Origin of the sequence: Maricaulis sp. (genome assembly GCF_017643475.1) — a bacterium.
Classification (GTDB): domain Bacteria; phylum Pseudomonadota; class Alphaproteobacteria; order Caulobacterales; family Maricaulaceae; genus Maricaulis.
In genome coordinates, this window is record NZ_JAEPNI010000002.1 from 23352 (window position 1) to 48623 (window position 25272).

Genomic DNA, 25272 nt, shown 5'->3' on the forward strand with positions numbered 1-25272 from the left:
TAATCAGAGGGTCGGGGGTTCGAGTCCCTCAGCCGGCACCACTACTCCACCGCAACATCCGCTTCATACCCCCACCACACGCTCGCCGGCCGGGCGTTTCCGACCAGGGGTTCCAGCAGCTCGCTGATGAAGCTGAGACCGGAATAGCCGTTTGTCATCACCGCGACACTGGTGTCGGTTGCCGGCGAATAGGCCAGGAAGGCGCGGAACTGGCCGTTATTGCCGGCGTGGAGATAGATCCGGTCCTCGCCGGATTGCTGGGCGGCCCAGGCCAGGGTCCAGCTGATCTCGGCTCCGTCCGGGATCGAAAAACCCCAGTGTTCCGGTGATACCTCGACATGGGAACTCAGGGACTGCTCGAACATCCTTTCGCTCAGACCGCCTCCGGAAAAATAGAAGGCGGAGAAGCGTGCCAGGTCTTCCGCGGTCGAGATCAGCGAGAAGGCGGCCATGCCGCGCGGGAATTCGATGATGTCGCGCTCGGTCCCGTCCGGACCGACGGCGCGTGCGTAATGTTCTTCCCCGCCATTGTGACTGATGAAGCTGGAATGGCGCAGGCCGGCCTCCAGCGCCAGCTCATGGAAGAGGGCTTCGAAACTCTGGCCGGTGCGGTGTTCGATGAAGGCCTGCAGGGCCGTATACCCCTCACCGGAATAACCATACCCCTCGCCCGGCCGGGCAATGAAATCGACCGGATCGCGATCCGGATTGAGCGCCCAGCCACCCCAATTGGGCAATCCGCCCCTGTGGGTGAGCAGCAGGCGCGGCGTCAGCATCTGATAACGCGGGTCATGATCGAGCAGGCGATAATCAAATGTGTCCGCGATGGGCTCGTCGAGATCCAGAACGCCCTGGTCCGCAAGCCGCAGCGTGATCAGTCCCAGCACGACCTTGCCGATGGACGCGGCCTCGAACACCGTGTCGCGCTCGACCGGCGCCTGGCTCTCCAGCGACGCGACACCGAAAGTGCGTGACCACGCCATGTCCTGCCCGTGCATGACAGCGATCGAGAGGCCGGGCACGTCAGCCTCCTGCATCCATTGGTCAATGCGCGTTTCAAGCGTTTCGAAAACCACCTCATCCTGTGACCAGGCGGGCGCGCTGATGGCAATACCGGCCAGTGTGGCCAGCAGGCCGCATCGCATGTGTTCAAGCATGTCTATCCCCTTTGCTCGGGCCCCTTTGCTCGGGCCCCTTTTGTTTGCGCGCGACATTCCTTTCGCGCGAAACAGCCATGGGGATTTCGCCTGACGACAGATGTCGGGAAGCCAACAGCAGGGTTACGCTCTGGCCATGATGGCGCAGACCCGCGCCCACGACCCTCACCTCCCGCCCGAAATAGCCACATAAAAACAATCACCTATGAGATATTCTAATTAAATGTCATTTTGCCACTTGTCTACTGGGTGGCCTTATGTCACTTATTGTCTCGACAGGGAGGTCGCCATGCCGATCGAGATCCGACACAACACTGCAGAACTGCACGCCGAGACGCTTGGATTTGCGGGGGGTGAACGTCATGTGCAGCTGGATGTGGAGGCCTTCAAGGCGCTTGCCCCCGCCCCGCAGCTCACCGTCCGCGCCCGTCTCACCACGAGTGATGAAATCCTTGATCTGATGCTGACGCTGGACGCAATCACACGGCTGGTTCCGAAAGCGCGTTTCGATCTGGAACTGCCCTACCTGCCCTATGCGCGGCAGGACCGGGTCTGCGCTCCGGGACAGGCTTTTTCGCTCGAGCTGTTTGCCAACCTGCTCAAGGCCCTGCCCAATCTCGGCGAGATCATCACCTGGGACTGCCACAGCCCCGTAGGCATCGAGCTAACCGGTGCCCGCAATATCTCGCCCGAGATTCTGATCCGTCGGGACGATGAGCTGACCACCCTGATCCAGGCGAAAACAAGTGTCCTGGTCTGCCCGGACAAGGGTGCGATCGAGCGCACGCGCAAGATCGCCGAGGCGCTGGGAGAGACCGAAATCGCCTTTGCCAGCAAGGTCCGCAATCCCATCACCGGTCGCATTGAACGCACCGAGATCGACGACACGCCACTCGCCGGCCGGACGGCCGTCATCGTCGACGATATCTGCGATGGCGGTTTCACTTTCCTGGAGCTGGCCAGGGCCTTGCGCGAAGCGGGCGCAGACCGCGTGGTCCTGTATGTGACACACGGGATTTTCAGCCGCGGCCTCGATGCCTTCGACGGCCTCATCGACAAGTTTTTCACCACTGACAGTTTTGCCCGGACCGACGATGCCCGGGTCAAGACGATCAGCTATCGCCACGCATTCTGACGCTGGAGATCGAGATGTATATCAATCCCCTCAACGCGATCGACTTTTACAAGGCCGACCATCGCCGCCAGTATCCAAAAGGCACGGAATTCGTCTATTCCAACTTCACTCCGCGCAGCTGTAAGCTGGCGCCGGTGCTGGATGATTTCGACGACAGCGTGGTGTTTTTCGGCCTCCAGGGCTTCGTCAAACACTTCCTGATCGACACGTGGAACCGGAACTTCTTCGAACGCCCGAAACACGATGTCATCGAACAATATCGCCGCCGCATGGACGCCGCCCTCGGCGAGGGCGCCATCCCGGTCGACCATATCGAGGCGCTGCACGATCTGGGCTATCTGCCCATCCGCATCAAGGCGCTGGAGGAAGGCAGCCGGGTGAATGCCCGTGTGCCCATGCTGACCATTATCAACACGGACAAACGCTTTTTCTGGCTGACCAATTACCTGGAAACCTGCATGAGCGCCGAATTGTGGAAGAGCTGCGCGACGGCGACGCTGGCAAACGAGTATCGCCGCCTGATCTGTCGTTACGCCGAAAAGACAGGCGCCCCGGCGGATTTCACGGCGATCCAGGCCCATGATTTCAGCTGCCGCGGCATGAGCGGCATCTATGACGCGGCCCAGGCCGGCGCGGGTCATCTGACCAGCTTCATCGGCACCGACACCGTCGCCGCGATCGACTATGTCGAAACCTATTACGGTGCCGAAGGAGTGATCGGGGTGTCTGTCCCCGCGACCGAGCACAGCGTGATGTGCATGGGTACCAAGGAGGACGAGATCAATACGTTTCGCCGCCTGATCTGCGAACTCTATCCCACAGGCGTGGTCAGCATCGTTTCTGACACCTGGGATTTCTGGCAGGTCATCACCGAATTCGCAGCGGAGCTGAAAGACGAAATCCGTGATCGCCAGAGGGATACAAACGGTCTCGCGAAAACCGTGTTCCGCCCGGACAGCGGCGACCCGGTGAAGATTATCTGCGGTGACCCGGATGCGCCCGCAGGAACGCCCCGGCACAAGGGCGCTGTTGAATGCCTGTGGGAGATTTTCGGCGGTACCAAGACCCATAAGGGCTTCAAATGCCTGGATGAACATGTCGGCCTGATCTATGGCGACAGCATCACGCTGGAACGGGCGCGTGACATCCTGGAAGGGCTGGCTGCCAAGGGCTTTGCCTCCAACAACATCGTCTTCGGTGTGGGCAGCTATACCTATCAATACCTGACCCGAGACAGCTTCGGCTTTGCCATGAAGGCGACCTGGGGACAGGTGGATGGTCAGCCGCGGGAGATCTTCAAGGATCCCGTCACCGACAACGGCGCCAAACGCTCTGCCAAGGGCCTGTTGCGCGTGGACAAAACCGAAGACGGTTTCCGTCTGCTTGACCAGCAAAGCGCTGAACAGGAAGCAGGTGGGGCGCTGGCCACCGTGTTCGAGGATGGTAGGCTGGTCCGCGAAACCACGCTGCAGGATATTCGCGGCCGGCTGATGGCCGCCTGAGGGGGAAAATGACGGACGAAGAGCGCAAATTCCTGGACGCCTATGACGCCTCCGCGTTTGCCGGCCCGCTGGCGACGGTCGACATGGCGATCTTCTGCATCCGGGAGGATGCGCTCCACGTCCTGCTCATCAAGCGTGGCAATCATCCCGACAAGGGTCGCTGGGCCCTGCCGGGCGGATTTGTCGACACAAGCCGCGATGCCGACACCCACGCTACCGCCCTGCGCAAACTGTCGGAAAAGACCGGTGTCAAAACGCCCTATCTGGAACAGGTGGTAACTGTTGGAGGAGCAGATCGCGATCCAAGAGGCTGGGCGCTGACCGTGCTCTATTTCGCTCTGATCGATCACGCGGCGCTCAGTCCCGCCAACGAAAATGTCGAGGAAGCCGAATGGGTTGAGGTGCATGAGGCGCTGGAACGCGAATTGGCATTCGATCACCGCGAGCTCCTGACCCGAGCGGCGCGCAGGCTGGCTTACAAGGCGCGCTATTCCGCCCTGCCCCTGCGGCTGTTACCCGCTGAATTCACCCTGGTGGAGACCCAGCGCGTATTCGAGATCCTGCTGGGCGCCCGGCTGGAAAAGAAATCCTTCCGCCGCCGCATCCTGGCTGCCGATATCGTCGAGGAGACCGGGCAAACCCGCCCCTCGGCCCGGCGACCGGCACAGCTCTATCGGCTAACCCGCGAAATCGAGGAAGACTTCGCCTTCCCCGGCCTCATCCACACCAAGCCTGCCCTGCTCTAGCCCCTGCCGGACCAGTTCACGGTGCGTGCACCGTTGGGGTGAACCGGTCCGGGTCGGCTTCCGCGGGGAAGGTCTAGCGACAACGCTGGCCGCGTCCGGCCGGGTCTGTGCGGTAATTGGTGGCCTGGGTGTCGCTGTCCGTGCAGCTGCCCCGGCTGCCGCCGCGACCGCGACCGGGCGCGTCACCCGGGTCCAGATCCGTCGTTCCGCCCTGTTGCTGGGTTGGCTGGGGCGCACGCGGCGCATTCGGGCCACGGCCATGGCCGGCCCGATCCGCCCAGCGCCCGCCATCGCGGTCCGTATAGCCTGTCCGGGGCTGGCCGGTCGTGGCGCAGCCCGTGACCAGGGCGCCAGCGCCCGTCAGGGCAACACCGCCGGTGACCTGTCCCAGGAAGGAGCGACGGGAGATATCTGTTTTCCGGGCCATGTCAGCCTCCTGTTACCGTCCAGCGAACACCGCGACCCGCACCGACATTGAAGCGCTGATAGGCTTCGCCCGTCCCGGACATCTGGCCATTGGGACCACCTGCACCGACATCCCAGCAACCAGAGGACACGGTAAAACGATAGGAGCGTCCCGGCGGGACGACGACGCCGGCCGGCAGCCGGTTGAGGCCATAACTCATCGCGCTGCAGCGCGAGATGAGGATCTGGGTGATGGCGATATTGGAGCGATTGACGACCTCGATCACACTGGTTGGTGTGCCCGGCTCGACCAGCGGACCGCCGGTCAGGGTCGCACAGGCGGTCATCGACCAGGCCAGCGCGCCAATAATCGCCGATCTAACTAGTGTGTTCATGTCTGCACTCTCCCTGTCTGGATGGCGGCACCTCACGGGAAGCAACCGCACGTTTTCCTCTGGATTTCGGCAAGTTAAGCCAGTCTAATCCCCCATAACCATCCCCTGTTCCGGGGACGTTCAAGCGCGCTCTAGCGCGCTAGCTTGGGGGTAAAGGGAATAATCATGACACCGGTGACCTCGCATATCGGCGACACGCCTTCGCCCATCTCTCCGAGCGTACGCCTCGGTGGTGTGATGACGATCCTGCTGAGCCTGACTGTACTGGCTTTCTTCCTGGCTCTGGCACCGTTCGACAGCGCTCAGAGCTGGCGCTCCCCCTTTGCACTGCCCGCCATTTTCTGGATCCCCATGAGCACAGGGTTCGGCTCCTTCCTGATCGCGGGCTGGGTCTGGTCCCTGCGACCGGCCGATCTGGCCACGCGCCTGTTCGCGCTTAGCGGTGTCGCCACGCTCGCATTCACTTTCGCGCCGGCCATTACCTATTCAACCCGACTGGAGCTGCCCGAGACGGTCTCCCTCGCACTGTCCCTGACCAACTCCATAGGTGCGTCCGCCTTTGGCATCGCCATGATCGCGCTCTGCCTTGTCTATCCGGCGCGATTGCCGGGGCTGAGGATCTGGATGACGCTGAATGTCGGTGTTTTCGGCCTGGCCACTCTCGGCGCCCTTCTGGAAATCCTGCCGCGCGCGTTCGGTGTGCATCTGATCACGTCGGTGGAGATGGTCTGCATTGTCATCGCAGTCGTCGGCCAGCTGCTGCATTCACGCCGGGACCCCACCCAGCGTGCCATCGCCTTGTGGCTCGGACTGGCCATCCTGTTTGGCGCGGGCGGTTTCATTGTCACCACGGCAGCGCCCTCCGTGTTCAACGGTGCGCCACTGATCCCGGCCGTCTATTCCTTCGGATTCTTCCTGCTGATCTATATCGGCATCGCTGCGGGATTGCGCCGTTTCCGCCTGTTCGAGCTGGGAGAATGGGCCTATCGCGTCTTCTTCTATGTGGTGGGCAGCGCCCTGCTGGTGCTGGTCGACATCACCCTGGTCATCCTGCTGCCCATCGGTCCGGGCATGGCCTTTGGTGCGGCGCTGATCATCGTGGCGCTGGTCTATCTGCCCTTGCGCGACGTGTTTGCCCGCATGCTGTTGCCACGCCCCGACCTGTCCGATGACCAGGTCTTCCAGTCCATCGTCGATGTCGCCCTGGAACCGGACACCGTCCGCCGGACCCGGCTCTGGCAGGGCCTGATGCAACGCCTGTTCAAACCCATCGAGGTGGAGGCCTGCAGTTTCAGCGGCACCGAAGCGGTCACCGGCATTGATGGCGTTGAGCTCTACATACCCGCGATCAGCCAGTTGCCCGCCATTCGCTTGCGTTACCCCTGGAACGGGCGCGGCCTGTTCGGTCCGCCTCACCAGCGCACCGCTGCCCGCCTGGCGCAATTGCTGAGCCATGTGGAGGCGGGCCGCCAGGCTTATGACCGCGGCGTGGCGTCCGAGCGCCAGCGCATCGCCCGCGACATGCACGACAATATCGGTGCGCAATTGCTCAGCGCCCTGCACAGTTCTGACCAGGGCCGCAAGGACATGATGATCCGCGAATCCCTGTCTGACCTGCGCGACATCATCAATGACAATTCCGCCTCCGATCTCTCGCTTGAAGAAGTGCTGTCCGATCTGCGGGCGGAGACGGCGGAACGCTGTGCAGCTCAGGATCTCGAGCTGGGCTGGACGCTGTCCGGCACGGACAATATCGCCCTTGCCCCGGCCGCATCTCACGCACTTCGCTCGGTGATCCGGGAGATTGTGTCCAATACGATCAAACACGCCGCTGCGAGCATGCTGGACATCTCGATCGCCACTGCGAGCGACCGCCTCGAGTTCACCTGCCGCGACAATGGACAGGGGTTTGATCCGGCGACGATCACCCCGGGCAACGGGCTGGACAACCTGGAAAACCGCATTTCCGCCCTGGGCGGCGAACTGACGACTACGCCCTCCACAGACGGCGTTGAAACCCGTGGCAGCTTTCCACTTCAAACACCGGAGCAGACATCATGACCCGCGTTCTTGTTGTTGAAGACGTCAAGGAAACCCGGCTCTGGCTGAGCGATATCGCCGGCCGGGCCTTCTCTGAGCCGCAGATCACCGAGGCCGGCTCCATGCGCGCAGGGCTCGCTGCTGTGAACAGTAAGGATTTCGACCTGGCGCTGATCGATCTCGGCCTGCCGGACGGGTCGGGGCTGGAGGTTCTGCGCAATCTGAAACTGGTGTGCTCGGAGGCGATCTGCATCGTCACCACGGTGATGGGTGATGACGCCCACATCGTCGCCGCCCTGTCCGCAGGTGCGGATGGCTACCTCCTCAAGGACACGCCGGAGGATCTGTTTGAACGGCAGCTGAAACAGCTCGCAGATGGCACGCCAGCGCTCTCGCCCTCGATTGCGCGGCGCATCATGGAACATTTCCGTTTCACCGGCCCGGCCGCCAGCCCGGAAGACGAGCTGTCACCGCGTGAGCGAGAGGTACTGGGCCTGATCGGGCGCGGATTGAGAAATGCCGATGTTGCGAAGGACCTGGAACTGGCAGAGAGCACGGTCGCGAGCCATATCAAGTCGATCTATCGCAAGCTGGGCATATCCTCCCGCGCGGAAGCTGCATGGCATGCGGCCCGGATGGGGCTTTCAACCACGCCGTGACTTTCACTGCGCTAACGGCGCAGTCGCACACCCAGGCTGAACGCCCGTTCCTCGCCGGGGAAATAGCGCTCTGACCCAAAGGCGAAATCCGCACGTTCGGCATAACGCGTATCGAACAGGTTTCGCACGGCCGCAAACACCTCGACGCCCTCGGCCAGATCCGCCTGTGCCCGCAGATTGACCAGGTCATGGCCCTCATAAACATGCGTATTGGCGGCGTTCATTGCGTATTCGCCGACATGACGCCATTCCAGCTGTGTGGCCACACGCTCGCTGACCTGCCAGTTCAGCCCGGCGGTCCACATCCATTCCGGCGCAGTGTCGATCAGGTCACCGGCGCGGATCGCCTCGCTGGCATTGCCCACAGGCCGGTCGAAATCATATTCATGCCGCGCCCAACTGCCTGCCAGTTGCGCAGAGACGCGCTCGCCCAGCGGCAGGAAAAGCGCCAGTTCCACGCCATGATGTGCCGTCTTGCCATCAGTCACATTGATGCCGTCGGCATCGCGGAAAAACACATTGCGTTTCTGCATGAGAAAGCCGGTGAGATCGACATATCCGCCACCGGCCAGATCCCGGCGATATCCCGCTTCCAGACTGTCCAGCGTCTCCGGCTCGATCGCGTCAATCACCTGGCCCGCCTGCAGCCGGTAGAGCTCGGCTGTTTGCGGAGCCCGGGCCCCGCGCGCCAGACGCGCGGAAAACTGATGATCACCCTCGCTCCAGATCGCTCCGATACTCGGTGTCAGCACGTCGAAACTGTCCTCGCGGTCCGCAAGACGCTGGAACCGCCCGGTCACGCCAGTGGCGGTTTGATTGTCATAGTCGAACCGGGTCGCCTCCCAGCGCAGGCCGGCAAACACGGCAAGCTGCTCAGACAGCGTCCAGCGGCGCTGGGCATAAAGCGCCAGCACATCGGCATCGACCTCATAGTCATAATGCGTGCCCTGGACGAAAGAGAAAATGGTCGGCCGTTCCTGCACCTCGCTCAGCGCCCCCGCCGTGCGCTCGACATCAAGACCAAGCGTCAGTCGTCCGCCCGCCGCATCATCACGGCTCAGCGAGGCCTGCAGGCCCAGACTGTCATGCCCGCTCTCTTCCAGCGCTTCAGAAGGCACGAAATGCATCAGGAAATCCATGCGGTTGGCGCGCAGGTACGGCGTCAGTCTCCAGGACCAGTCAGCGTCCAGATCGCCGGTCAGGAAGAGCGCCGAACGAACCGCCCAGGCATCACGATAGGCCTCCGGATCGGCATTGCTGCGTGCCAGGGCCAGATCCTCATACGCCAGCGGCCCGCGAACAAAACCCGCTGTTTCCTGGTTGAGCGACACCGCCGCCGTACGCCAGGACCAGCTCACCTCGCCCCATTGCCCGTCAAACCGAGCGAAACCTTCAACCCGATCAAGCCCGGCATCATCGCGCCAGCCATCTTCATGCTGGCCCGCGAGCCCGATCACGGCATTCTCACCCCATCCGGAAACAAGACGGCCGCGATAGCGGCCGAACGAGCCAAGTTCGGCCTCCAACTCACCGCGCTCTCCCGTCCGCGGGGTCAGCGTATTGACCAGGCCATGCAGCGCGTTCGACCCGTAAAGCGCTGGTCCCGGACCGCGAACAAGTTCAACGCCACCGGCCAGCTGGTTCAGGTTCTCGAACAACCCGTTCACATTGCCAAATCCCGCTGCCCGCAAGGCGATACCATCCTCCAGATAGAGGAAAGATCCAGCGCCTGCTCCACCCGTCAGAACCGGCGAGCGGATCGCGGTGAGATGTTCCGCGCCATTGCCGCGATGCAGGTTGACGCCCGGCAGCTGATTGATGATCTCGGCCACATGCTGGGCCCCGGTGAGTGCCAGCTGATCGCTATCAATGCGGCTGATCGCGAGACTGGTCCGCTCCTCGCCCGCACGATCGCCGGTGACGTAGATGATCTCGGAACCGGACTCGGCCGGTACAGCCTGGATGGCCAATGCCAGAAGGGAAATCACGCTTTTACTCCTGCCCTCTTGTTCGGGGCAGACTTAGGCCATTCACCGCCGGACGCAAGCCGCCTGCATGCGAGAACGCGGAAAAGTGTTGTCCGGGCCTGTTGCGCACACGGATCCATCAAACAGCACGGGGAACGGCCTGCATCGAGCGACTGAAAGCGCGCTTGCCGCCGATGAGTGAGCACGGAAGAATATTGCATCAATGGAGCCCGCCCGTGATCAGATACCCAGCGTCCCTCGCCCCCGGCAGGCGCATCGCCCTTACCGCCTTTTCAGACGGTGTTCGCGAGAGCGCCCATGCGCGTCTCGACCTGGTGATCCGGCAACTAAAGCAGCGCGGGTTCGAGATCGTGGAAGGCGCCTGCCTGCGCGCGAGCGTCGGCCATGTCAGCGCCCCCGTCAGCGAACGTGCGGCCGAGTTCATGCGTTTTGCGCTGGATGACACCATCGCCGTCATCGCGCCGCCCTGGGGCGGGGAGCTGGCGATGGAATTGCTGCCGCTGCTGGACTATGACGCGCTGGCCAGAGCCCGACCGAAATGGGTGTTCGGCTTTTCCGATGTCAGCACGCTCACGGCCAAACTGACGGCGCGGTGCGGCTGGGCGACGGTGCACAGCGCCAATCTGATGGATCTCGTGGACAGCCAGACAGACTCGCTGACCGCACGTACGCTGGACTGGCTCGCCCTGCCCGCCGGAGCCCGGTTCACACAGGACGCATCCAGCCATTTCCAGAAGGGTTTCCCGGCCATCGAGACGGATCCGCATGCCGCGCTGGAACCGACCCATGCCACACGCTGGCAATACCTGCCGACCGCCGCGTCTAGTGACAATGGCAAGATCAGCATCGAGGGGCGCCTTCTGGGCGGATGCCTGGACACGCTGGCTCATCTCCTCGGACAGGACGGCATCGACCCGGCGGGCTTTGCCCGAACGCATGGCGATCTGCCCTGCCTTCTCTATCTGGAGAATGTCGAGCTCACCCCGACCCAGCTGGCTCGCACGCTGATGGGATTGAAACATCGCGGCGTGTTTACGGACATCGCCGGCCTTCTGATGGGCCGCAATGCCGGCCCGGCGAAGGATCATGCCGGTTTCAGCGATCTTGATGCGCTGAATACCGCCCTTGCCGACGCGCCCTTCCCGGTGCTCTTCGATCTGGATATCGGCCACCGCCCGCCCAATCTGACGCTGATCAATGGCGCACGGGCCCGGGTGTGGCTGGACGGGGAAACGGGGGGAGTGGAACAGGTGCTGGACTAACACTCCACGATCACACCCGGTCTGTGAGAAAAATGGTACCGCCTTCCCGGTTCGAACGGGAGACCTCTAGATCCACAATCTAGCGCTGGCACCCCACAACGCACCCCAAGACATGGATTAAACTCAATATTTTCATGCACATAAGAAGAAAATCGAAACATCGGAAATACGCCGTCAGGGGACGAATAAGGCCAAAACGGCCCATAGAGGGGGCACAAAAAGGGGCACAATACCAAACGGATTGACGAGATCGCTTTGCGCAAAATCAGAATCCGCTAAAGTTGCAAGGTCGTAAAGACCAACTATGGGCAACACAGTGCTGCTCGCGCCTCACTTCAAATGAGTTCCTCCCGATTAATGCCGATGTCCTCTCTGACTTCCCGATGAAACAGCACATTCTCGACAAAAACCGAAGAGACCGGGCACGCGTGAAAACACGGGAACTCTTAAGAAGCTCAAATCCGTATGATTTTTTCAGGCTAATCTGGGCAGTGCGTGGCTTGCAAACTGGCTCCGAGGCCGTTCATGAGAACCAATTCAGAAACGTGCCGCCTGAGGCAATTAACGCCGATGTTACAAGCCGATATTACGCTCACCCTTGGCTACTAGAAACGCTGGCGAATGAGTACCTGGTCTCAAACGCGGACCGTCGGTTAGACAGGGGTGCAACTGATCCTAGCAAGCTGAGTTGGGACTATCTCGCTGAACTAGTGAATTCATTGAAGAACTTAGAGGAGGCGGAGACAGCGATATTTGGCGCCTTGGACGACGTACTCAGGGAGATCGTCAGAATTAAATACCGCCAATTCCATTGGCAAAGCGGCCTAGTCGTATTCTCCTCCTTGTACAGAAGCCATTACCTGCTGAACGCGCCTGAAATTCACGCGAACTTCGAAAAGGAAATGGGGGTTTCGCTGGACCTTTTTGTTCGCTGTTCATTCGGTCTTTGGGCTCTCTCCATGTCGAGACCTTCCAACTATCTCACCGCCAGTCTCGAGCGCATTGGCGTCACCCTCGACGACAAAAGAAAAGTCATCTCGAAAATCGGTTACGATTGGCAGAGCGCCACAAACGAAGCGTCTCGTATTCGAGACGAAGACGGCGAGGTTGCGTACAAGCCCAGCTTGCTCCGAGAGCGTCCGGTTTTGCTACTACCAGGACCGCCGACACAGGTGTTTGTCCCGATGGTTGAATTGCTTTTCAACCGATTCACGGGGAACTTGTTCTACGATTGTGTTGTTGGGTCTGATGAATGCCAGAATATCTATGCTGAACGGTTCGAAGCTTATTGTCTGAAACTGCTTTGCGCGTCGTTGGATGACAGCGATTGGAGCGGCGAAATCCACTATGGCACGAAGAATCGCCCACAGCTAACGCCTGATATTCTCGGCATCAAAGATGGCGATGCTGCCCTCATCGTCGAATGCAAAGCCAAGCGGGTGCCGTTTCGTTTCAAGGCGGATATCCGAGCTCAAGAGAAACTCGGAGAGTTCATATCAGAATTGGCTTATGGTCAGTATCAAATCTGGAAGTTTGCACATGATGTGCGAACCGGGAAATTCAAGAAACCCGAGCTTTTCAATTCCGTCAGCAACGGCGCTGGTCTCGTCGTTACGTTCGAGGATTGGTCGACAACACTGCGAGATTTTCGGGAAACGATTAATGACATGGCCAATCAAAAGGCGATCGACAAAGGTGTCGAACTAATCGATGCGGATCGTATTCCTACCTGCTTTGTATGTGTAGAAACTCTGGAAAGGCTCACATCCTGCGCGGACACAGACTCTCTAGTGGAGAGCATTAAGCGTTATTCAAAGGATTTCGAAGGTTGGGACCTACAGCACGTATGGCGCCGATTGAATCCAGATAACAAGACCGATCGCCCTTACGCCTTCATCGATGACCTACAGGAAGTCCTGCCTTGGTTCGATAACCTTTAGCAAGCGAGACATCGAGCACCATTGCCGACGTGAAGCCCGCAATACCTTTCGCGAAAAGGGGCACATTTAGGGGGCACAATCGACCAAATCACGGTTTCTGGTGCAACCTAAGGCAAAACAACACAATGATTTCATAGAGAAAAAATGGTACCGCCTCCCCGGTTCGAACGGGGGACCTCTAGATCCACAATCTAGCGCTCTAACCAACTGAGCTAAGGCGGCACGCTGTACTCACGGGAATGCTTTGCCGTGAGGCGCGGGAAACTAGCCTTCCCGCCCCCCTCTGGCAACACCCCAGTCAGGCGATTTGCACATGCTTGTGCAGGTGCCTGGAAACAGGGGTCTAGGTATAGCCACGCGCGGTCATATGGGAGCGCATGGCGGCGATGCGGTTCTCGTCGGACGGGTGGGTCGACATGAATTCCGCGGTACTGCCCCGGTGCAGAGTCGACATGGCGACCCAGAAGTCGATGGCCTGGCGCGGATCATAGGATGAGCGGGCCATGTAATCGACGCCGAGACGGTCGGCCTCGTATTCGTGCTGGCGGCTATAGGGCAGGATCACGCCCAGCGTGACACCCATGCCGAGCGCGGCGCCGATATCATCGGAATACTCGACCGTATTCTGGTTGGCCCCGAGGGCCGAGGTCAGCAGCGATACGCCAACCTGGGCGGCGATCTGCTGGCTGGCACGCTCGGCAGAGTGGCGGCCGGCGACATGGCCAACCTCGTGGCCCATCACGGTGGCGAGATGATCATCGGTCTCCATCAGGTCGAGAATACCCTTGTAGAAACCGACCTTGCCATTGGGCAGGACCCAGGCATTGACCGTATCGCTGTCGAACACGACAAATTCCCAGTCCAGATGACCCTGGCCAGACGCATCGACGACACGCTGGCCAACACGGTTGAGACGGCGGGTATATCCCGGATCGCGCAGCACACGTTCACGGCCAAGACTATCACGCCAGGCCTGGTCAGAGAGCTGGGCCAACTGGCCGTCGGAGACCAGCATCAGCTGGGAGCGACCCAGCGACGCATTATCCGCGCAACCGGATACAAACGGCACGATGGAGCCGGCGGCGAGGCCCATAATGACTTCGCGACGCTGCATCAGGCTCGTTTTATTGGATGACGACATGCACCTTCCCCCTTCGATTGTGCGGCTGCCTCTGGTCGATTAACTTAAACATGTCCTCACCGTTCGCCAAGAAACGGTCACGTGACAGCGTTAGTTTTCGTGCTCGCCATACGGGAATCCCAATCATGTCTCGCATTATTCGTTATGCCCTCCTCGGTCTTGTCGGCCTGGTCATCATCGCGCTGGCCCTGCCATTCCTGATTCCCGTGAACTCCTATCGCGAGCGAATTGCCGAGGAAGCCTCCCGCACCCTGCACCGGGATGTGGTCCTGGCCGGCGATCTGAGCCTTCAGATCCTGCCCAGCCTGCAAATCACTGCGCGCGATGTGAGCCTGGCCAATGCGGACGGGTTCGGCGAGACACCGATGGCGGAAATGGCGGAAATGCGCGTGGGCGTGAAACTCATCCCGCTCCTGTCCTCCGACGTACAGATCACCGAATTTGTGCTGATCGACCCGGTGATCCGGCTGCAGCAGAACCGCTCCGGCAATAACTGGACCTTCCGTTCGCCCGACGCGCCGACGACGGAGATGGCGAGTTCCGGCGAGGGTTTTGTGCGCCGCCCGGGCGCCCTGCCCTTCGAAGCGTCTTTTGGCGATGTGCGCATCGAGAATGCCAGCATCCATTTCGAGGACGGCCAGCAACAACGCGACATTACCGGCCTTACCCTGCAAGTGTCCCTGCCCTCACTGGACGAGGAAGCCGCGATTTCCGGTCAGCTGACAGCCGATGGCGAACGGCTGAGCTTTGACGGCGCCGTGGGCTCGATCCGCGGCGTGTTCGAGGGCGCGGAAACACAAGTCACCATGGAATTCGGCGGCAATCTGGTCTCGGCCAGTTTTGATGGCCGCCTGGCGGCGTCGGAAGCGTTTGAGCTGGATGGCGAGATCGACGCCAACATCCCGTCCCTGCGTAACCTGGCTACCTTTGCCGGCGCGGAATTGCCACCGGGTGATCGCCTGCAGGCGTTCGCGGCGCAGGGGTCAATCGATGTTGCGCCGGGCAATGTCCGCCTCGTCGCGTCCAATATCCGTTTCGACGACATCAGCGGCTCCGGGCGCCTGAACATCGCCACCTCCGGCGCGCGCCCGAACATCACCGGTGCGCTGGACCTGCCCAATCTGGATGTGACACCCTATCTGCCCGAACAGACCTCCGGCAGTGACGCCGAGAATTCCAATGCCGGTATCCCGCCCTGGAGCGAGGACGAGATCGATCTGGCCGGGCTCAACCTGGTGGATGCCGACCTGGATCTGAATGTCGGCCTGTTCGAATATGGCGATATAGATATCGAGAATGTCCGCCTCGACGTGACCCTGGATCGTGGCCGCCTGGTCGCCAATCTCTCGGATTTCCAGCTTTATGACGGTACGGGTTCCGTCCGGGTCGTGGCCAATAATCGCACCGCGACACCGTCCTACAGCGTCAACGCCCAGCTCTCCGACCTCAACGCCCTGCCCTTCCTGCAGGCGGCGGCCGGGTTTGAACGCCTGACAGGAACAGGCGGCATCGCGCTGGACCTGCAAGCCTCCGGTGCCAGCCAGGCGGCGATCATGCGCTCGCTGGCCGGTAACGGGAATTTCGGCTTCGAGGATGGCGCGATTGTCGGCATCAACCTGGCCGAGACGATCCGCAATGTGAACAGCTTCTTTGGCGCCCAATCCTCTCCGCAGGAGGCGGAAACCAGCAGTGATGACAGCGAACAGGTCGAGGCTGGGGATCAGACCCAGACCGACTTTTCCTCGCTCTCGGGCAGTTTCACGATCAATGGCGGCCGCGCTGACAATACCGACTTCGCCATGCTCAGCCCGCTGCTGCGTGTGGGGGGCTCCGGCTTTGTCGATCTGCCCTCGCAATCGCTGGATTATCGCATGCGCCCGCGCCTTGTCGCCTCGATCGAAGGCCAGGGCGGCGCGGCTGACCTGCGCGGTGTCGAGATCCCGGTGCGTATTCGCGGCGGTTTCAACGATATCAGCATCGGTGTCGACACCTCCGCTGTGGGCCAGGCGCTGATCTCCGGCGCGCTCAGCAGCGCTCTGGGCGGCAATAGCGACGCGACCCGCCCGGAAGATGTGTTGCGCGACAGCCTGCTTGACGCCATCGGCCTGGGCGGCAATGACGCCCAACAACAAGATGGCGAAGAAGAACAGCCGGAGGCCGATCCCGCCCAGCAATTGCTCCAGGGCCTGTTCAACCGGGGGCGCCGTGACGAGGACGAGAGCGGCGACGACAATAACTGAGGCGAATTGGCGCAAGTCACAGCAAGCGACTTGGGTCCGGGCAGATTCGGCGCTATAACTAGTTTCACTTGAAACTAGTTAGGCGGAGACGTCCCATGCCTGTCCACGATCCCGTTGTTGCCGAACAAACACCGGCAGAAGACATGACGATCGACCAGAAATGGGAACGTTATTCCACGGAAGAACACGCGATCTGGACGACGCTCTACAAGCGCCAGATGGAAGTGCTCAAGGGCCGTGCCGCGGACGAGCACTTCAGTGGGCTGGAACTGCTGAACCTCAATGAGGGTGGCATTCCCGATTTCCGCCGCGTCAACGAGAAGCTGGAAAAACTCACCGGCTGGACGGTCGTCACCGTGCCGGGCCTCATTGGCGAGAAGGAGTTCTACGACCATCTCGCCAATCGCCGCTTTGTCTCCGGCCGTTTCATTCGCGATGGCGACAAGCTGGACTATCTGCCCGAGCCGGACATTTTCCACGATGTCTTCGGACACGTGCCGCTGCTAACCCAACCAGTCTTTGCCGACTATATGCAGGCCTATGGCAAGGGCGGGCTGCGTTCGCTGGAGTTCAACACCATCACCAATATGGCGCGCCTTTACTGGTACACCGTCGAATTCGGCCTCATCAACACGCCGGAAGGTCGCCGCATATATGGCGCTGGCATCGTCTCGTCCAAGGCCGAGTCGATCTTCAGCCTGGAAGCCAAGTCGCCGAACCGCATGCATTTCGACCTGGAGCGCGTCATGCGCACCGATTACCGGTATGATGACTTCCAGCAGACCTATTTCGTCATCGACAGCTATGACGAGCTGATGGAAGCCACCTACCAGGACTTCGCCCCGCTCTATGAACGCCTGCCCGACCTCTCGGAATACAAGCCGTCAGACGTGGCAGAGGGCGACAAGGTCTATTCCCGAGGCTCCCAGGAGTACGCCATGAATGGCGGCCTGGTCGGTCACGCCGAAGCGGTCTGAGACCGCACCGGCATCTGCCCTACTCCCTCCGCCTTTCCACAAGCGAATACTGGCCTGGCTGCCAGGTTTCTCCGTCGTCATAGGAGAGCTCGGAGCGCATGCTCCAACCGAGCGCGGTGATGTCGGAATAGGTCTCGCGATTGAGGAATTCCTGGCCCTGGCGGTTGGTCTCCTTGATGGTGACCACCATGTTTGCGCCGTCACGCGCCGAGGTCATCCTGCGCGCCTGGCCACCATTCATCGTATAGACGTTATAACCCTGCCAGCCACCGTCGACAGCGTTGTAGTAACGCAGCTCGATGCCCTTGGTGTAGGGGCCGCGCCATTCCTGGACCAGCGCGACACCATCGGCCAGCCAGCTGTTCTGCCACTCGGCCTGATAGACATTGCCATTGGCCAGAGTGACCTCGACATCCCACTCACCAATGACAAATTCGAACTGGTCGCGGACCTCCTGCGGGAGCACGAAGCTGTTATTGCTCTGGGCCAGGGCACCGGTGTGAAGTGCGCTGGAAACAAGGCATGCCGCCAAGGCCCACTGGCCGAGTCGTTTCTGAGGAGACATGATTTCCTACCTTTCCCCGAAAAACAGGGAAGATAGAAAAGCCGATCGTCAGAAAGCGAGTTAAATAAAGCTCAGAATTGGAAACTTCTGGTCAGGACACCAGAATAGACAGCTTGCCATCCGGATCGGATTTGAGGCTCACACCGGCCAACCCCTCCACCGCACCAACCAGCTTGTCGCGCGTTACCGGCTTGACGATGTAAAAGAGAGCGCCGAGATCGCGGCAACGTAGCTCCATTTCCGGGTTCCTCGTGCCGGAATAGACACCAACCGCACCGCCATTGAGATAGGGCTGGCAGGCCTCGATCAGGCGCAGCGCCGCATCATCGGCCAGGCTGAGATCGGTGAGCAGAAGGACCGGATTGTTACTACGCTCCTGGAGGTGTTCCAGCGCGAGGTCAGCCTTGGTGAAGGCCGAGAATTCAAACAATACGCCAGCGTCCTTCAAATCCTCGTGGAAAAGAAGGTGTTCATCCGGATCATCGTCGACCAGTACAATATCGACTGAAATTCCCAAGTCCTCGCAGCCCCAAAACTTCGTGCGGCGAAGACTATGACGCGATTCGTGCGACTTCAATCTCAAACAAGGAGGGGATCAGGAGCGCTGGAAGTCGTAAAAATCCGAACCCAGTTCAAGAATAGAGGTCAGCTCGTCTAGCGCCCGCTGGCTTTCGCCAAGCAATTGCGGATCTGCAAGGTCTGCAGGTGCCAACCGGTCCCGGTAATGTCGCTCGGCCCAGTCGACCAGTCGGTCATAAAGATCGTCCGTCAACCAGACCGCTGGATTGACGGCTTGTCGCTCAGCCTCGTTCAACACGACACGCAACCGCAAGCACGCAGGTCCACCGCCATTGCGCATGGACTCGCGAACGCCGGCAAATTGCACGGCACCAATGGCCGAATTGCCCGCGACGAGGCGCTCGCAATAGGCTGCGGTCGCCTTGTTTTCACGTGTCTCCTCCGGCGCGAGCAAGACCAGACGCTCCTCTCCTGGCACCTGCAGCAATTGGGAATTGAACAGGTAGGAAGAAACCGCGTCCTCCAGCGAAACTTCGTCTGCGGGTACCTCGATCAGGTCAAGATCAAAACGCCCCCGCGCGGCGCGCTGGAGATCCTCTTCCAATTGCCGGCGGTCCTCGAAGGCCTGCTCATGGAAAAACAGCGTGTTGAGCGTCCCGACGCAAACGACATCATTGTGGAAAGCGCCTGCATCGATGGCTTCACGGGATTGTTGCGCCAACACGGTACGGCGACCGTCCAGACCATGTCCGCGCCGGATCGCCTCGCAGGCCTGGCGCGTCTGGCGCGCGGGAAACTTGCCGTCATCGGCGACGAGGCCGTCGCGGCCCCAGACAAGCAATTCCACACCGGGCTCACCATGATTGCGCGCAAGACGCACATGATTGGCGGCGCCCTCGTCAGCGAACAGGGCGTGACCGGGCAACGGGACATGGACCTTGAAACGTTCGCGGTCGGAGAAAACCCGCTCCAGCGCACTCTGGGTCTGAGGGCCCTCGATCGCGCGGTGCGCTGTGGTGTGCAGATTGGCCGGCGTGAAATGCACCCGGCCGTCGCCGGTGTCGGCGGACGGCGAGACCGTCGCCGCATTGGCAGCCCACATCGAGGAAGCCGAGGACAGTATCTTCAGATAGTAAGGCTCTTCCCAGGTCACCTTGGCGAGAATTTCGCTGTCCCGACCGCCATAGCCAATCGCCCTGAGGGCGGGGATGAAGGGCCGTTCCTGGGGCGGCAAGACCCCTTGAGGAATGCCCAGGCGCGCCAGTTCGCGCATTTTCGCCAGGCCTTCCAGCACGGCGTTTCTGGGCGAGGACACACTGCCCTCATTGCGCGCACTGGCCAAATTGCCCGGCGAGAGCCCCCCATAATTATGGGTGGGCCCTACCAGACCATCAAAATTGGCTTCCAGCGCGTCGCTCACGATTAGTCGATCCCCTTGATCGCCATGCGCTCCGGTTCGCGCGCAGCCTGTGTGGCGACCGGGTAGGCACAATAGTCAGCAGCGTAGTAAGCGCTCGGACGCAGATTGCCCGACTGGCCTGGCCCGCCGAACGGCATGTTCGAAGCCGCACCACAGGTCGGACGGTTCCAGTTGACGATGCCGGCACGGCTCTCGACCCAGAAACGCTCCCAAAGGCTCTCATCATCGGAGACAAGGCCAGAGGACAGGCCATAGGCCGTGTCATTGGCCGCAGCGATGGCGTCATCAAAACTGGAGACGCGAATGACCTGGATGACGGGACCAAAGATCTCCTCGTCCTCCACCTGCACTCCCGTGACATCGATAATGCCCGGGCGGATAAAGGCCTCACCGAGATCCATCGGCTCAGCTGCGCGGATCGCGGTGGCACCGGCTTCCAGCAGCTCGTCCTGCGCCTTGAGCACATTGCGAGCGGCCTGGGCGGACACGAGCGGGCCGATGAAGGGCTGGTCCGCGTCATCCCACTTGCCGATCGTCAGGCGACCGGCAAAGTCGGCGATATGATCAACCACGGCCTGACCGAACTCATTGTCCGGAATGATCAGGCGACGGGCGCAGGAACAGCGTTGCCCAGCGGTGATGTAGGAAGAATTGACGGCGATGCGCGCCGCAGCTTCCGCATCCTTGGCACCCCAGACAACAAGCGGGTTATTGCCGCCCATTTCCAGTGCCAGCTGGACACCGGTGCGACCGGCAAATTTCTCGTGGATGAACTTGCCCGTACCCCAGGAGCCGGTGAACAGGACACCATCAAGCTCGGCATTGTCCAGCGAGGCTGCACCGGTTTCACGTGCGCCCTGGACCAGGTTGAGAACGCCAGCCGGCAAACCGGCAGCTTCCCAGGCCTTGACCATGAATTCTCCGACAGCCGGCGTGACCTCGGATGGTTTGAAGACGATCGTATTGCCAGCCAGCAAAGCCGGGATGATATGACCATTGGGCAGGTGCCCCGGGAAGTTGTACGGCCCGAGCACGAACATCACGCCCAGCGGCTTGTGCGCCATTGCGGCATATCCAAACGCCGTGTCGTTGGAAAACTCGCCTGTACGTTCCTTGTAGGCTGCCTTGGAAATATCGACCTTGCCGATCATGGCACCGACTTCGGTGACGCTTTCCCAGCGCGGCTTGCCGGTCTCCCTCGCAATCAGGTCGCCAAGCTCTTCCTTGTGCGCGTCCAGATAGGCCTTGTAGGCATCGACCATGGCGACACGTTCCGGATAGAGGCGACGTCCCCATTCCGGAAAGGCTGCGCGGGCCGCCGTAAAGGCTGCATCAACATCGGCCGGGGCCGCGGAGCGCCCCTCCCAGACCAGGGTGTCGTCTGCGGGACAATGGGACTGAAACAGTTCGCCAGCGCCTTCGCGCCACTCGCCGTTGATGAAGAGCATGATTTTATCCTTGCTTGCGCCAGAAACGGGCGCGGTCGCCGTCAGTCAGGTTGAGCGCTTCCATGACGTCGTGAGACAGACCAATCACGTCGCCATCCACCACGACATGTGCCTGGCAGGTGCGGAAGTCGTCGAAACGATCGGTAGAGACAATGCCCGGCACACCGCCAGCCGTGGTGGCCGCTCGGACAGTGACTTCCCGGCTTTCATTCAGGGTGCGGATATTCTCGGTCCAGGCCGAGACCAGCGGACCGCCGTCGAAAATGTCGATATAGCGATCATAGTGGAAGCCTTCCCACTCCAACAACCTGCGCGCACCACCACCATCGCGGTGGGTCTGGCCGATGACGTCACGCGCGCTTTTCGGCAGCAGGTCGACATAGAGAAGGTGTTGCGGCCCCAGATCCAGGATGAACTGGTTATCCGTGGCCGCGCTGAGCGCATCGGCCTCGTCGAAATCCATGCGGAAAAAGGGTCGGGAGACGTGGTCGAAGAAGGGTGAGGATCCATCCGCCTCGACGACGCCGCGCAGCTCCGCGACGACTTTCTCGCCAAACCGGGGCCGGCCAGCGGCGATCAACAGGTAGCGAGACTGGGCGACCAGGCGCCCTGCCCCTGAGCCGCGCCCGGCCTCCGAGACAAACAGGGTGCCGACCTCGGTCGCGCCGGCAAAGTCATTGACCAGCAGGAGTGCATCCATGTCGAAACGGCGGTCCGCCTCACTGGAGTGTTGGGCAAGCGTGATGATCTTGAAATCCCAATAGGGTTTGGACACGCCGATCATCGCCTTGACCGCGGAACAGCCAACGATCTGGCCACTCTCGGTGTCCTCCAGCATCAGCTGATAGACATCCTCGGTCTGCTCCGTGCCAGGCAGACCGAAGGCCTTTTCCGACTTGATCAGTTTTTCTTCCAGCGCTTCCGGCGGCAGAGCCAGGCTCGTGAAACCGGTACCGGCCTCAGCAGCCAGCTTGATCAGCGCATCGATGTCGGAGCGTTTGCCCGCGCGTACGATCAGCATGTCTTCCCCTGTGTCAGGCCTGGCTTGTTTTCGCCAGTGCTCTTGCTTGTTTGGCGTCGAACTCGCCGCGCGCGAATTTCATCAGCAAAACGGCTGACAGTTTCGCCCGCTCGGCAAAGCTCGACAGTTTGACGATCTCGCGATCGGAATGGATATCGGCACCGCGCACGCCCAGCGTATCCACATTGGGACAGCCTGCAGCCCACAGATTATTGCCTTCACAGACACCGCCCGTGTCCTGCCAGCGAATGTCCAGGCCCAGCGCGCCGCCAGCGGCCTTGGTCCATTCGAACATCTTGGCATTCGCTGGGGACATCGGCTTGGGCGGGCGTGTGAACCCCCCATGCAGCTCGGCTTCGATACCATCGCGCACGCGGATCTCGTCGAGCAGGCGTTCAAGCTCGGCCTCGACCCAGATGCGGTCGTTTTCCTGGCCAACACGGATGTTGAACCGGGCCACGGCATTGTCCGGCACGACATTGGGCGGGCCACCGCCATCAATCTTGGCCATGTTGAACGTCACGCCCTCACGGCGGCCATTGAGCTCGTCCAGGCCCAGCCCGAACTGACAGGCTGCGACCAGCGCATTTCGACCCAGATGGTGCTCACGGCCAGCGTGAGCCGCCTTGCCGGAAACCTTCAGCGACCAGTTGCCGGATCCCTTGCGAGCGCCCGCCAGCGAACCATCAGCCAGGGCCGGCTCATAGGTCATGCCGATATCGGCACCCGTGGCCAGGTCCGCCAGGATCGGTGCAGAACCCAGCGACCCGATCTCCTCGTCTGGTGAGATCAGCACATCCACGCCGATCTCGTCCTTCCAGGGGCTGCGCTCGAGTGCCAGAAGTCCGTGCAGCATCACCAGGATGCCGCCCTTCATGTCGGCGACGCCGGGTCCGTTGAGCGTGTCGTCATCCCAGTAGGTACAGGTCTGGAAATGACTGTCCTTGGGGAAAACCGTATCGTGGTGTCCCGTCATGACAATGCGGATCGGCGCCTGGGGGCGGATGCGGCAATGGAAGGACGGGGTGTATTCCTGCTCGACCACCTGGCCATCTGGCAGCACGGCCTTGGAAGGCGGGAGTTCAACGGCGGAGATCTCTCCACCCAGCTCGGCAAACGCTTCGCCCAGCTTGCCTCGCATCAGTTCAAGGCCCTCCGGGTTCTTGCTGCCGGAATTGATCGACGCCCAGTCCTTGACGGTCTCGATCATGTGGTCTGCGCGGCTGTCGATCCAATCGAGGACCGCGCGCTCTTCTGCATTGAGTTCGACGTTTTTCAGCATCTAGCTGTGATAGCCGTTTAAACGCGGACGTCTACCCCCGCGGCCGCCAAGCCGCGGGGATTAACTGCATAAGACTACGCGTGCTCGAGGGCCTGTTTGAGATCGGCGATCAGATCATCCGGATTCTCGATACCGACAGAGATACGGACCAGGCCGTCTGAGAAGCCCTGGCGACGGCGCAGCTCAGGGTCAACACCCCGGTGAGTCGTCGAGCCCGGGTGACAGATCAGAGTCTCGGTTCCGCCGAGGCTGACAGCCAGCTTCATCACCTGGAGAGCGTTGAGCATGCGGAACGCCGCCGCTTCGTCAGGCAGGTCGAAAGCAAAGGTGGAACCGGCAAAGTCGCACTGTTCGGCATAGACCCGTGCCTCGCGGCTGCCCTCTTCCTGGAAGCCCAGATAGCGGACACGATCGACCTTGGGATGCTCACGCAGGAATTCCGCAACCTTGCGAGCACCGGCAGCCGCCGCTTCCATGCGGATTTTCACGGTTTCCAGGGAACGCAGCAGCATCCAGCAGGTGTGAGCATCCAGATTGGTGCCCAGATAACCACGCAGACCACGCACCTTGGCCATGGCTTCCGGCTCACCAAGGGCAGCACCGGCAATCAGGTCACTGTGACCGCCGACATATTTGGTGAGGGAATAGACCAGAACATCAGCACCCAGCGTCAGCGGGGACTTGTTGACCGGCCCAAGGAACGTGTTGTCGACCACGATTTTGGGGCGTGTGCCCTGGGCTTCACCGATCATGTCGGCGACGCGGCCCAATGCGCCAAGATCGACCAGGTCATTGGTCGGGTTGGTTGGCGTCTCGCAATATATGACCGAAACCTCGCCCAAACTCATGGCTTCGTCGGCGGCTGCGCGGATCGCGTCTTCCTCGGCGCCAGAATCAAAGTCGACGGACTTGATGCCGTAATTCGGCAGGAACTTACGGATCAGGCTTTCCGTACCACCATAAAGCGGTGTGGATTGCAGGATCACGGAACCGGCATGCGCCAGTGCCATCAGCGTGGTGGAGATCGCGGCCATGCCCGAAGAGAAGACACAGGCATCATCGGCACCATCAAAGATGGCGAGACGGTCCTCCAGGACTTCCATGTTCGGGTTATTGAAACGCGAATACATCAGACCCGCGGCATCCGGATCACCTTCCTCGGCCTGGCCCAGGGTGACACGGAAGAAGGCTGCGCCCTCCTCAGCCGTCGCAAAGGCAAAGGTCGAGGTCAGGAAGACCGGCGGCTTGATCGACATCTCGGAGAGCTTCGGATCAAATCCATAGCTCATCATCTGGGTTTCAGGGGACAGGACGTGCCCAGCAACGTCCTTCTTGCGGTATGGTTTGTCCGGCTTGCTCACAGCCTCTCCTCCAGGTTCTGTCGGCCTTCTGAAAAGACCGTGGAGAGGATTTGAACCGCTCAAATCCAG

At 60.9% G+C, this 25272-nt stretch carries 21 protein-coding genes and 1 tRNA gene; 9 read left to right on the forward strand and 13 right to left on the reverse strand.

Annotated features, from left to right (window positions below):
• Nucleotides 1-41: 41 nt before the first annotated feature.
• A complete protein-coding gene (locus JJ889_RS07300) occupies nucleotides 42-1157 on the reverse strand; it encodes a serine hydrolase (RefSeq protein ID WP_291893253.1) in 1116 nt (371 codons plus the stop codon).
• Between the two features lie 289 nt (nucleotides 1158-1446).
• Between JJ889_RS07300 and prs the strand changes: the two genes are divergently transcribed.
• From prs to JJ889_RS07315, 3 genes are read left to right on the forward strand one after another with little or no spacing between them, the layout of a single operon-like run.
• Nucleotides 1447-2292 (forward strand): ribose-phosphate diphosphokinase, encoded by an 846-nt coding sequence (gene prs, locus JJ889_RS07305; protein ID WP_291893256.1) that lies wholly within the window; start codon nucleotides 1447-1449, stop codon nucleotides 2290-2292.
• 8 nt (nucleotides 2293-2300) lie between these two features.
• The gene (locus tag JJ889_RS07310) at nucleotides 2301-3794 is read left to right on the forward strand and encodes a nicotinate phosphoribosyltransferase (protein WP_366940082.1); all 1494 of its coding nucleotides are present in this window, start codon (nucleotides 2301-2303) and stop codon (nucleotides 3792-3794) included.
• Between the two features lie 8 nt (nucleotides 3795-3802).
• Complete coding sequence (locus JJ889_RS07315; RefSeq protein ID WP_291893262.1) at nucleotides 3803-4540, forward strand: NUDIX domain-containing protein; 738 nt, start codon at nucleotides 3803-3805, stop codon at nucleotides 4538-4540.
• Between the two features lie 73 nt (nucleotides 4541-4613).
• Here JJ889_RS07315 and JJ889_RS07320 read toward each other — a convergent pair whose 3' ends face one another.
• Nucleotides 4614-4967: a hypothetical protein gene (locus JJ889_RS07320; protein ID WP_291893264.1), complete on the reverse strand. Its 354-nt coding sequence runs from the start codon at nucleotides 4965-4967 to the stop codon at nucleotides 4614-4616.
• Between the two features lies 1 nt (nucleotide 4968).
• On the reverse strand, nucleotides 4969-5340 hold the full coding sequence (locus JJ889_RS07325) for a hypothetical protein (protein WP_291893267.1): 372 nt from the start codon (nucleotides 5338-5340) through the stop codon (nucleotides 4969-4971).
• A gap of 165 nt (nucleotides 5341-5505) precedes the next feature.
• Between JJ889_RS07325 and JJ889_RS07330 the strand changes: the two genes are divergently transcribed.
• Both JJ889_RS07330 and JJ889_RS07335 read left to right on the forward strand, forming a co-directional pair.
• The gene (locus tag JJ889_RS07330) at nucleotides 5506-7401 is read left to right on the forward strand and encodes an ATP-binding protein (RefSeq protein WP_291893270.1); all 1896 of its coding nucleotides are present in this window, start codon (nucleotides 5506-5508) and stop codon (nucleotides 7399-7401) included.
• Entirely contained in the window at nucleotides 7398-8039 is a 642-nt protein-coding gene (locus tag JJ889_RS07335; RefSeq protein WP_291893272.1) for a response regulator transcription factor, read from the forward strand. Before JJ889_RS07330 ends, JJ889_RS07335 begins: the two co-directional genes overlap by 4 nt.
• An 11-nt stretch (nucleotides 8040-8050) precedes the next feature.
• Here the strand turns inward: JJ889_RS07335 and JJ889_RS07340 are convergent, their stop codons facing one another.
• Nucleotides 8051-10027: a TonB-dependent receptor gene (locus JJ889_RS07340; protein WP_291893273.1), complete on the reverse strand. Its 1977-nt coding sequence runs from the start codon at nucleotides 10025-10027 to the stop codon at nucleotides 8051-8053.
• Nucleotides 10028-10242: 215 nt separating this feature from the next.
• Between JJ889_RS07340 and JJ889_RS07345 the strand changes: the two genes are divergently transcribed.
• Together JJ889_RS07345 and JJ889_RS07350 are read left to right on the forward strand one after the other, a co-directional pair.
• Entirely contained in the window at nucleotides 10243-11289 is a 1047-nt protein-coding gene (locus tag JJ889_RS07345) for a S66 peptidase family protein (protein ID WP_291893274.1), read from the forward strand.
• A gap of 383 nt (nucleotides 11290-11672) precedes the next feature.
• On the forward strand, nucleotides 11673-13229 hold the full coding sequence (locus tag JJ889_RS07350) for a hypothetical protein (RefSeq protein WP_291893275.1): 1557 nt from the start codon (nucleotides 11673-11675) through the stop codon (nucleotides 13227-13229).
• A 145-nt stretch (nucleotides 13230-13374) separates the two neighbouring features.
• Here JJ889_RS07350 and JJ889_RS07355 read toward each other — a convergent pair.
• Together JJ889_RS07355 and JJ889_RS07360 are read right to left on the reverse strand one after the other, a co-directional pair.
• Nucleotides 13375-13451: transfer RNA gene (locus JJ889_RS07355), tRNA-His, on the reverse strand.
• Nucleotides 13452-13572: 121 nt separating this feature from the next.
• A complete protein-coding gene (locus tag JJ889_RS07360; RefSeq protein ID WP_291893276.1) occupies nucleotides 13573-14370 on the reverse strand; it encodes a M48 family metallopeptidase in 798 nt (265 codons plus the stop codon).
• Between the two features lie 125 nt (nucleotides 14371-14495).
• Here JJ889_RS07360 and JJ889_RS07365 point away from each other — a divergent pair, with 125 nt between their 5' ends.
• Nucleotides 14496-16610: an AsmA family protein gene (locus tag JJ889_RS07365; protein ID WP_291893277.1), complete on the forward strand. Its 2115-nt coding sequence runs from the start codon at nucleotides 14496-14498 to the stop codon at nucleotides 16608-16610.
• Nucleotides 16611-16705: 95 nt separating this feature from the next.
• Nucleotides 16706-17587, forward strand: a complete 882-nt coding sequence (phhA, locus tag JJ889_RS07370; protein WP_291893278.1) for a phenylalanine 4-monooxygenase — start codon at nucleotides 16706-16708, stop codon at nucleotides 17585-17587.
• Between the two features lie 19 nt (nucleotides 17588-17606).
• On the opposite strand, the gene JJ889_RS07375 is transcribed toward phhA, so the two are convergent.
• From JJ889_RS07375 to JJ889_RS07405, 7 genes are all read right to left on the reverse strand, one after another.
• The gene (locus tag JJ889_RS07375) at nucleotides 17607-18152 is read right to left on the reverse strand and encodes a hypothetical protein (protein ID WP_291893280.1); all 546 of its coding nucleotides are present in this window, start codon (nucleotides 18150-18152) and stop codon (nucleotides 17607-17609) included.
• A gap of 91 nt (nucleotides 18153-18243) precedes the next feature.
• On the reverse strand, nucleotides 18244-18669 hold the full coding sequence (locus JJ889_RS07380) for a response regulator (RefSeq protein ID WP_291893282.1): 426 nt from the start codon (nucleotides 18667-18669) through the stop codon (nucleotides 18244-18246).
• 78 nt (nucleotides 18670-18747) lie between these two features.
• Nucleotides 18748-20091, reverse strand: coding sequence for an N-succinylarginine dihydrolase (gene astB / locus JJ889_RS07385; RefSeq protein ID WP_291893284.1), 1344 nt, complete (start codon nucleotides 20089-20091; stop codon nucleotides 18748-18750).
• A 2-nt stretch (nucleotides 20092-20093) separates the two neighbouring features.
• Nucleotides 20094-21539, reverse strand: a complete 1446-nt coding sequence (gene astD, locus JJ889_RS07390) for a succinylglutamate-semialdehyde dehydrogenase (protein ID WP_291893286.1) — start codon at nucleotides 21537-21539, stop codon at nucleotides 20094-20096.
• A gap of 4 nt (nucleotides 21540-21543) precedes the next feature.
• Nucleotides 21544-22560, reverse strand: coding sequence for an arginine N-succinyltransferase (locus JJ889_RS07395; protein ID WP_291893289.1), 1017 nt, complete (start codon nucleotides 22558-22560; stop codon nucleotides 21544-21546).
• A gap of 13 nt (nucleotides 22561-22573) precedes the next feature.
• Nucleotides 22574-23842 (reverse strand): hydrolase, encoded by a 1269-nt coding sequence (locus JJ889_RS07400; protein WP_291893291.1) that lies wholly within the window; start codon nucleotides 23840-23842, stop codon nucleotides 22574-22576.
• 74 nt (nucleotides 23843-23916) lie between these two features.
• The gene (locus tag JJ889_RS07405; RefSeq protein WP_291893293.1) at nucleotides 23917-25203 is read right to left on the reverse strand and encodes a cystathionine gamma-synthase family protein; all 1287 of its coding nucleotides are present in this window, start codon (nucleotides 25201-25203) and stop codon (nucleotides 23917-23919) included.
• Between the last annotated feature and the right edge of the window lie 69 nt (nucleotides 25204-25272).

What these genes read in the sequence shown, in the direction of transcription:
- JJ889_RS07300 (WP_291893253.1), bottom strand. Translation starts at nt 1,157, where the DNA reads ATGCTTGAACACATGCGATGCGGCCTGCTGGCCACACTGGCCGGTATT.
- prs (WP_291893256.1), top strand. Translation starts at nt 1,447, where the DNA reads ATGCCGATCGAGATCCGACACAACACTGCAGAACTGCACGCCGAGACG.
- JJ889_RS07315 (WP_291893262.1), top strand. Translation starts at nt 3,803, where the DNA reads ATGACGGACGAAGAGCGCAAATTCCTGGACGCCTATGACGCCTCCGCG.
- JJ889_RS07320 (WP_291893264.1), bottom strand. Translation starts at nt 4,967, where the DNA reads ATGGCCCGGAAAACAGATATCTCCCGTCGCTCCTTCCTGGGACAGGTC.
- JJ889_RS07325 (WP_291893267.1), bottom strand. Translation starts at nt 5,340, where the DNA reads ATGAACACACTAGTTAGATCGGCGATTATTGGCGCGCTGGCCTGGTCG.
- JJ889_RS07330 (WP_291893270.1), top strand. Translation starts at nt 5,506, where the DNA reads ATGACACCGGTGACCTCGCATATCGGCGACACGCCTTCGCCCATCTCT.
- JJ889_RS07335 (WP_291893272.1), top strand. Translation starts at nt 7,398, where the DNA reads ATGACCCGCGTTCTTGTTGTTGAAGACGTCAAGGAAACCCGGCTCTGG.
- JJ889_RS07350 (WP_291893275.1), top strand. Translation starts at nt 11,673, where the DNA reads ATGAAACAGCACATTCTCGACAAAAACCGAAGAGACCGGGCACGCGTG.
- JJ889_RS07360 (WP_291893276.1), bottom strand. Translation starts at nt 14,370, where the DNA reads ATGTCGTCATCCAATAAAACGAGCCTGATGCAGCGTCGCGAAGTCATT.
- JJ889_RS07365 (WP_291893277.1), top strand. Translation starts at nt 14,496, where the DNA reads ATGTCTCGCATTATTCGTTATGCCCTCCTCGGTCTTGTCGGCCTGGTC.
- phhA (WP_291893278.1), top strand. Translation starts at nt 16,706, where the DNA reads ATGCCTGTCCACGATCCCGTTGTTGCCGAACAAACACCGGCAGAAGAC.
- JJ889_RS07375 (WP_291893280.1), bottom strand. Translation starts at nt 18,152, where the DNA reads ATGTCTCCTCAGAAACGACTCGGCCAGTGGGCCTTGGCGGCATGCCTT.
- astD (WP_291893286.1), bottom strand. Translation starts at nt 21,539, where the DNA reads ATGCTCTTCATCAACGGCGAGTGGCGCGAAGGCGCTGGCGAACTGTTT.
- JJ889_RS07395 (WP_291893289.1), bottom strand. Translation starts at nt 22,560, where the DNA reads ATGCTGATCGTACGCGCGGGCAAACGCTCCGACATCGATGCGCTGATC.
- JJ889_RS07400 (WP_291893291.1), bottom strand. Translation starts at nt 23,842, where the DNA reads ATGCTGAAAAACGTCGAACTCAATGCAGAAGAGCGCGCGGTCCTCGAT.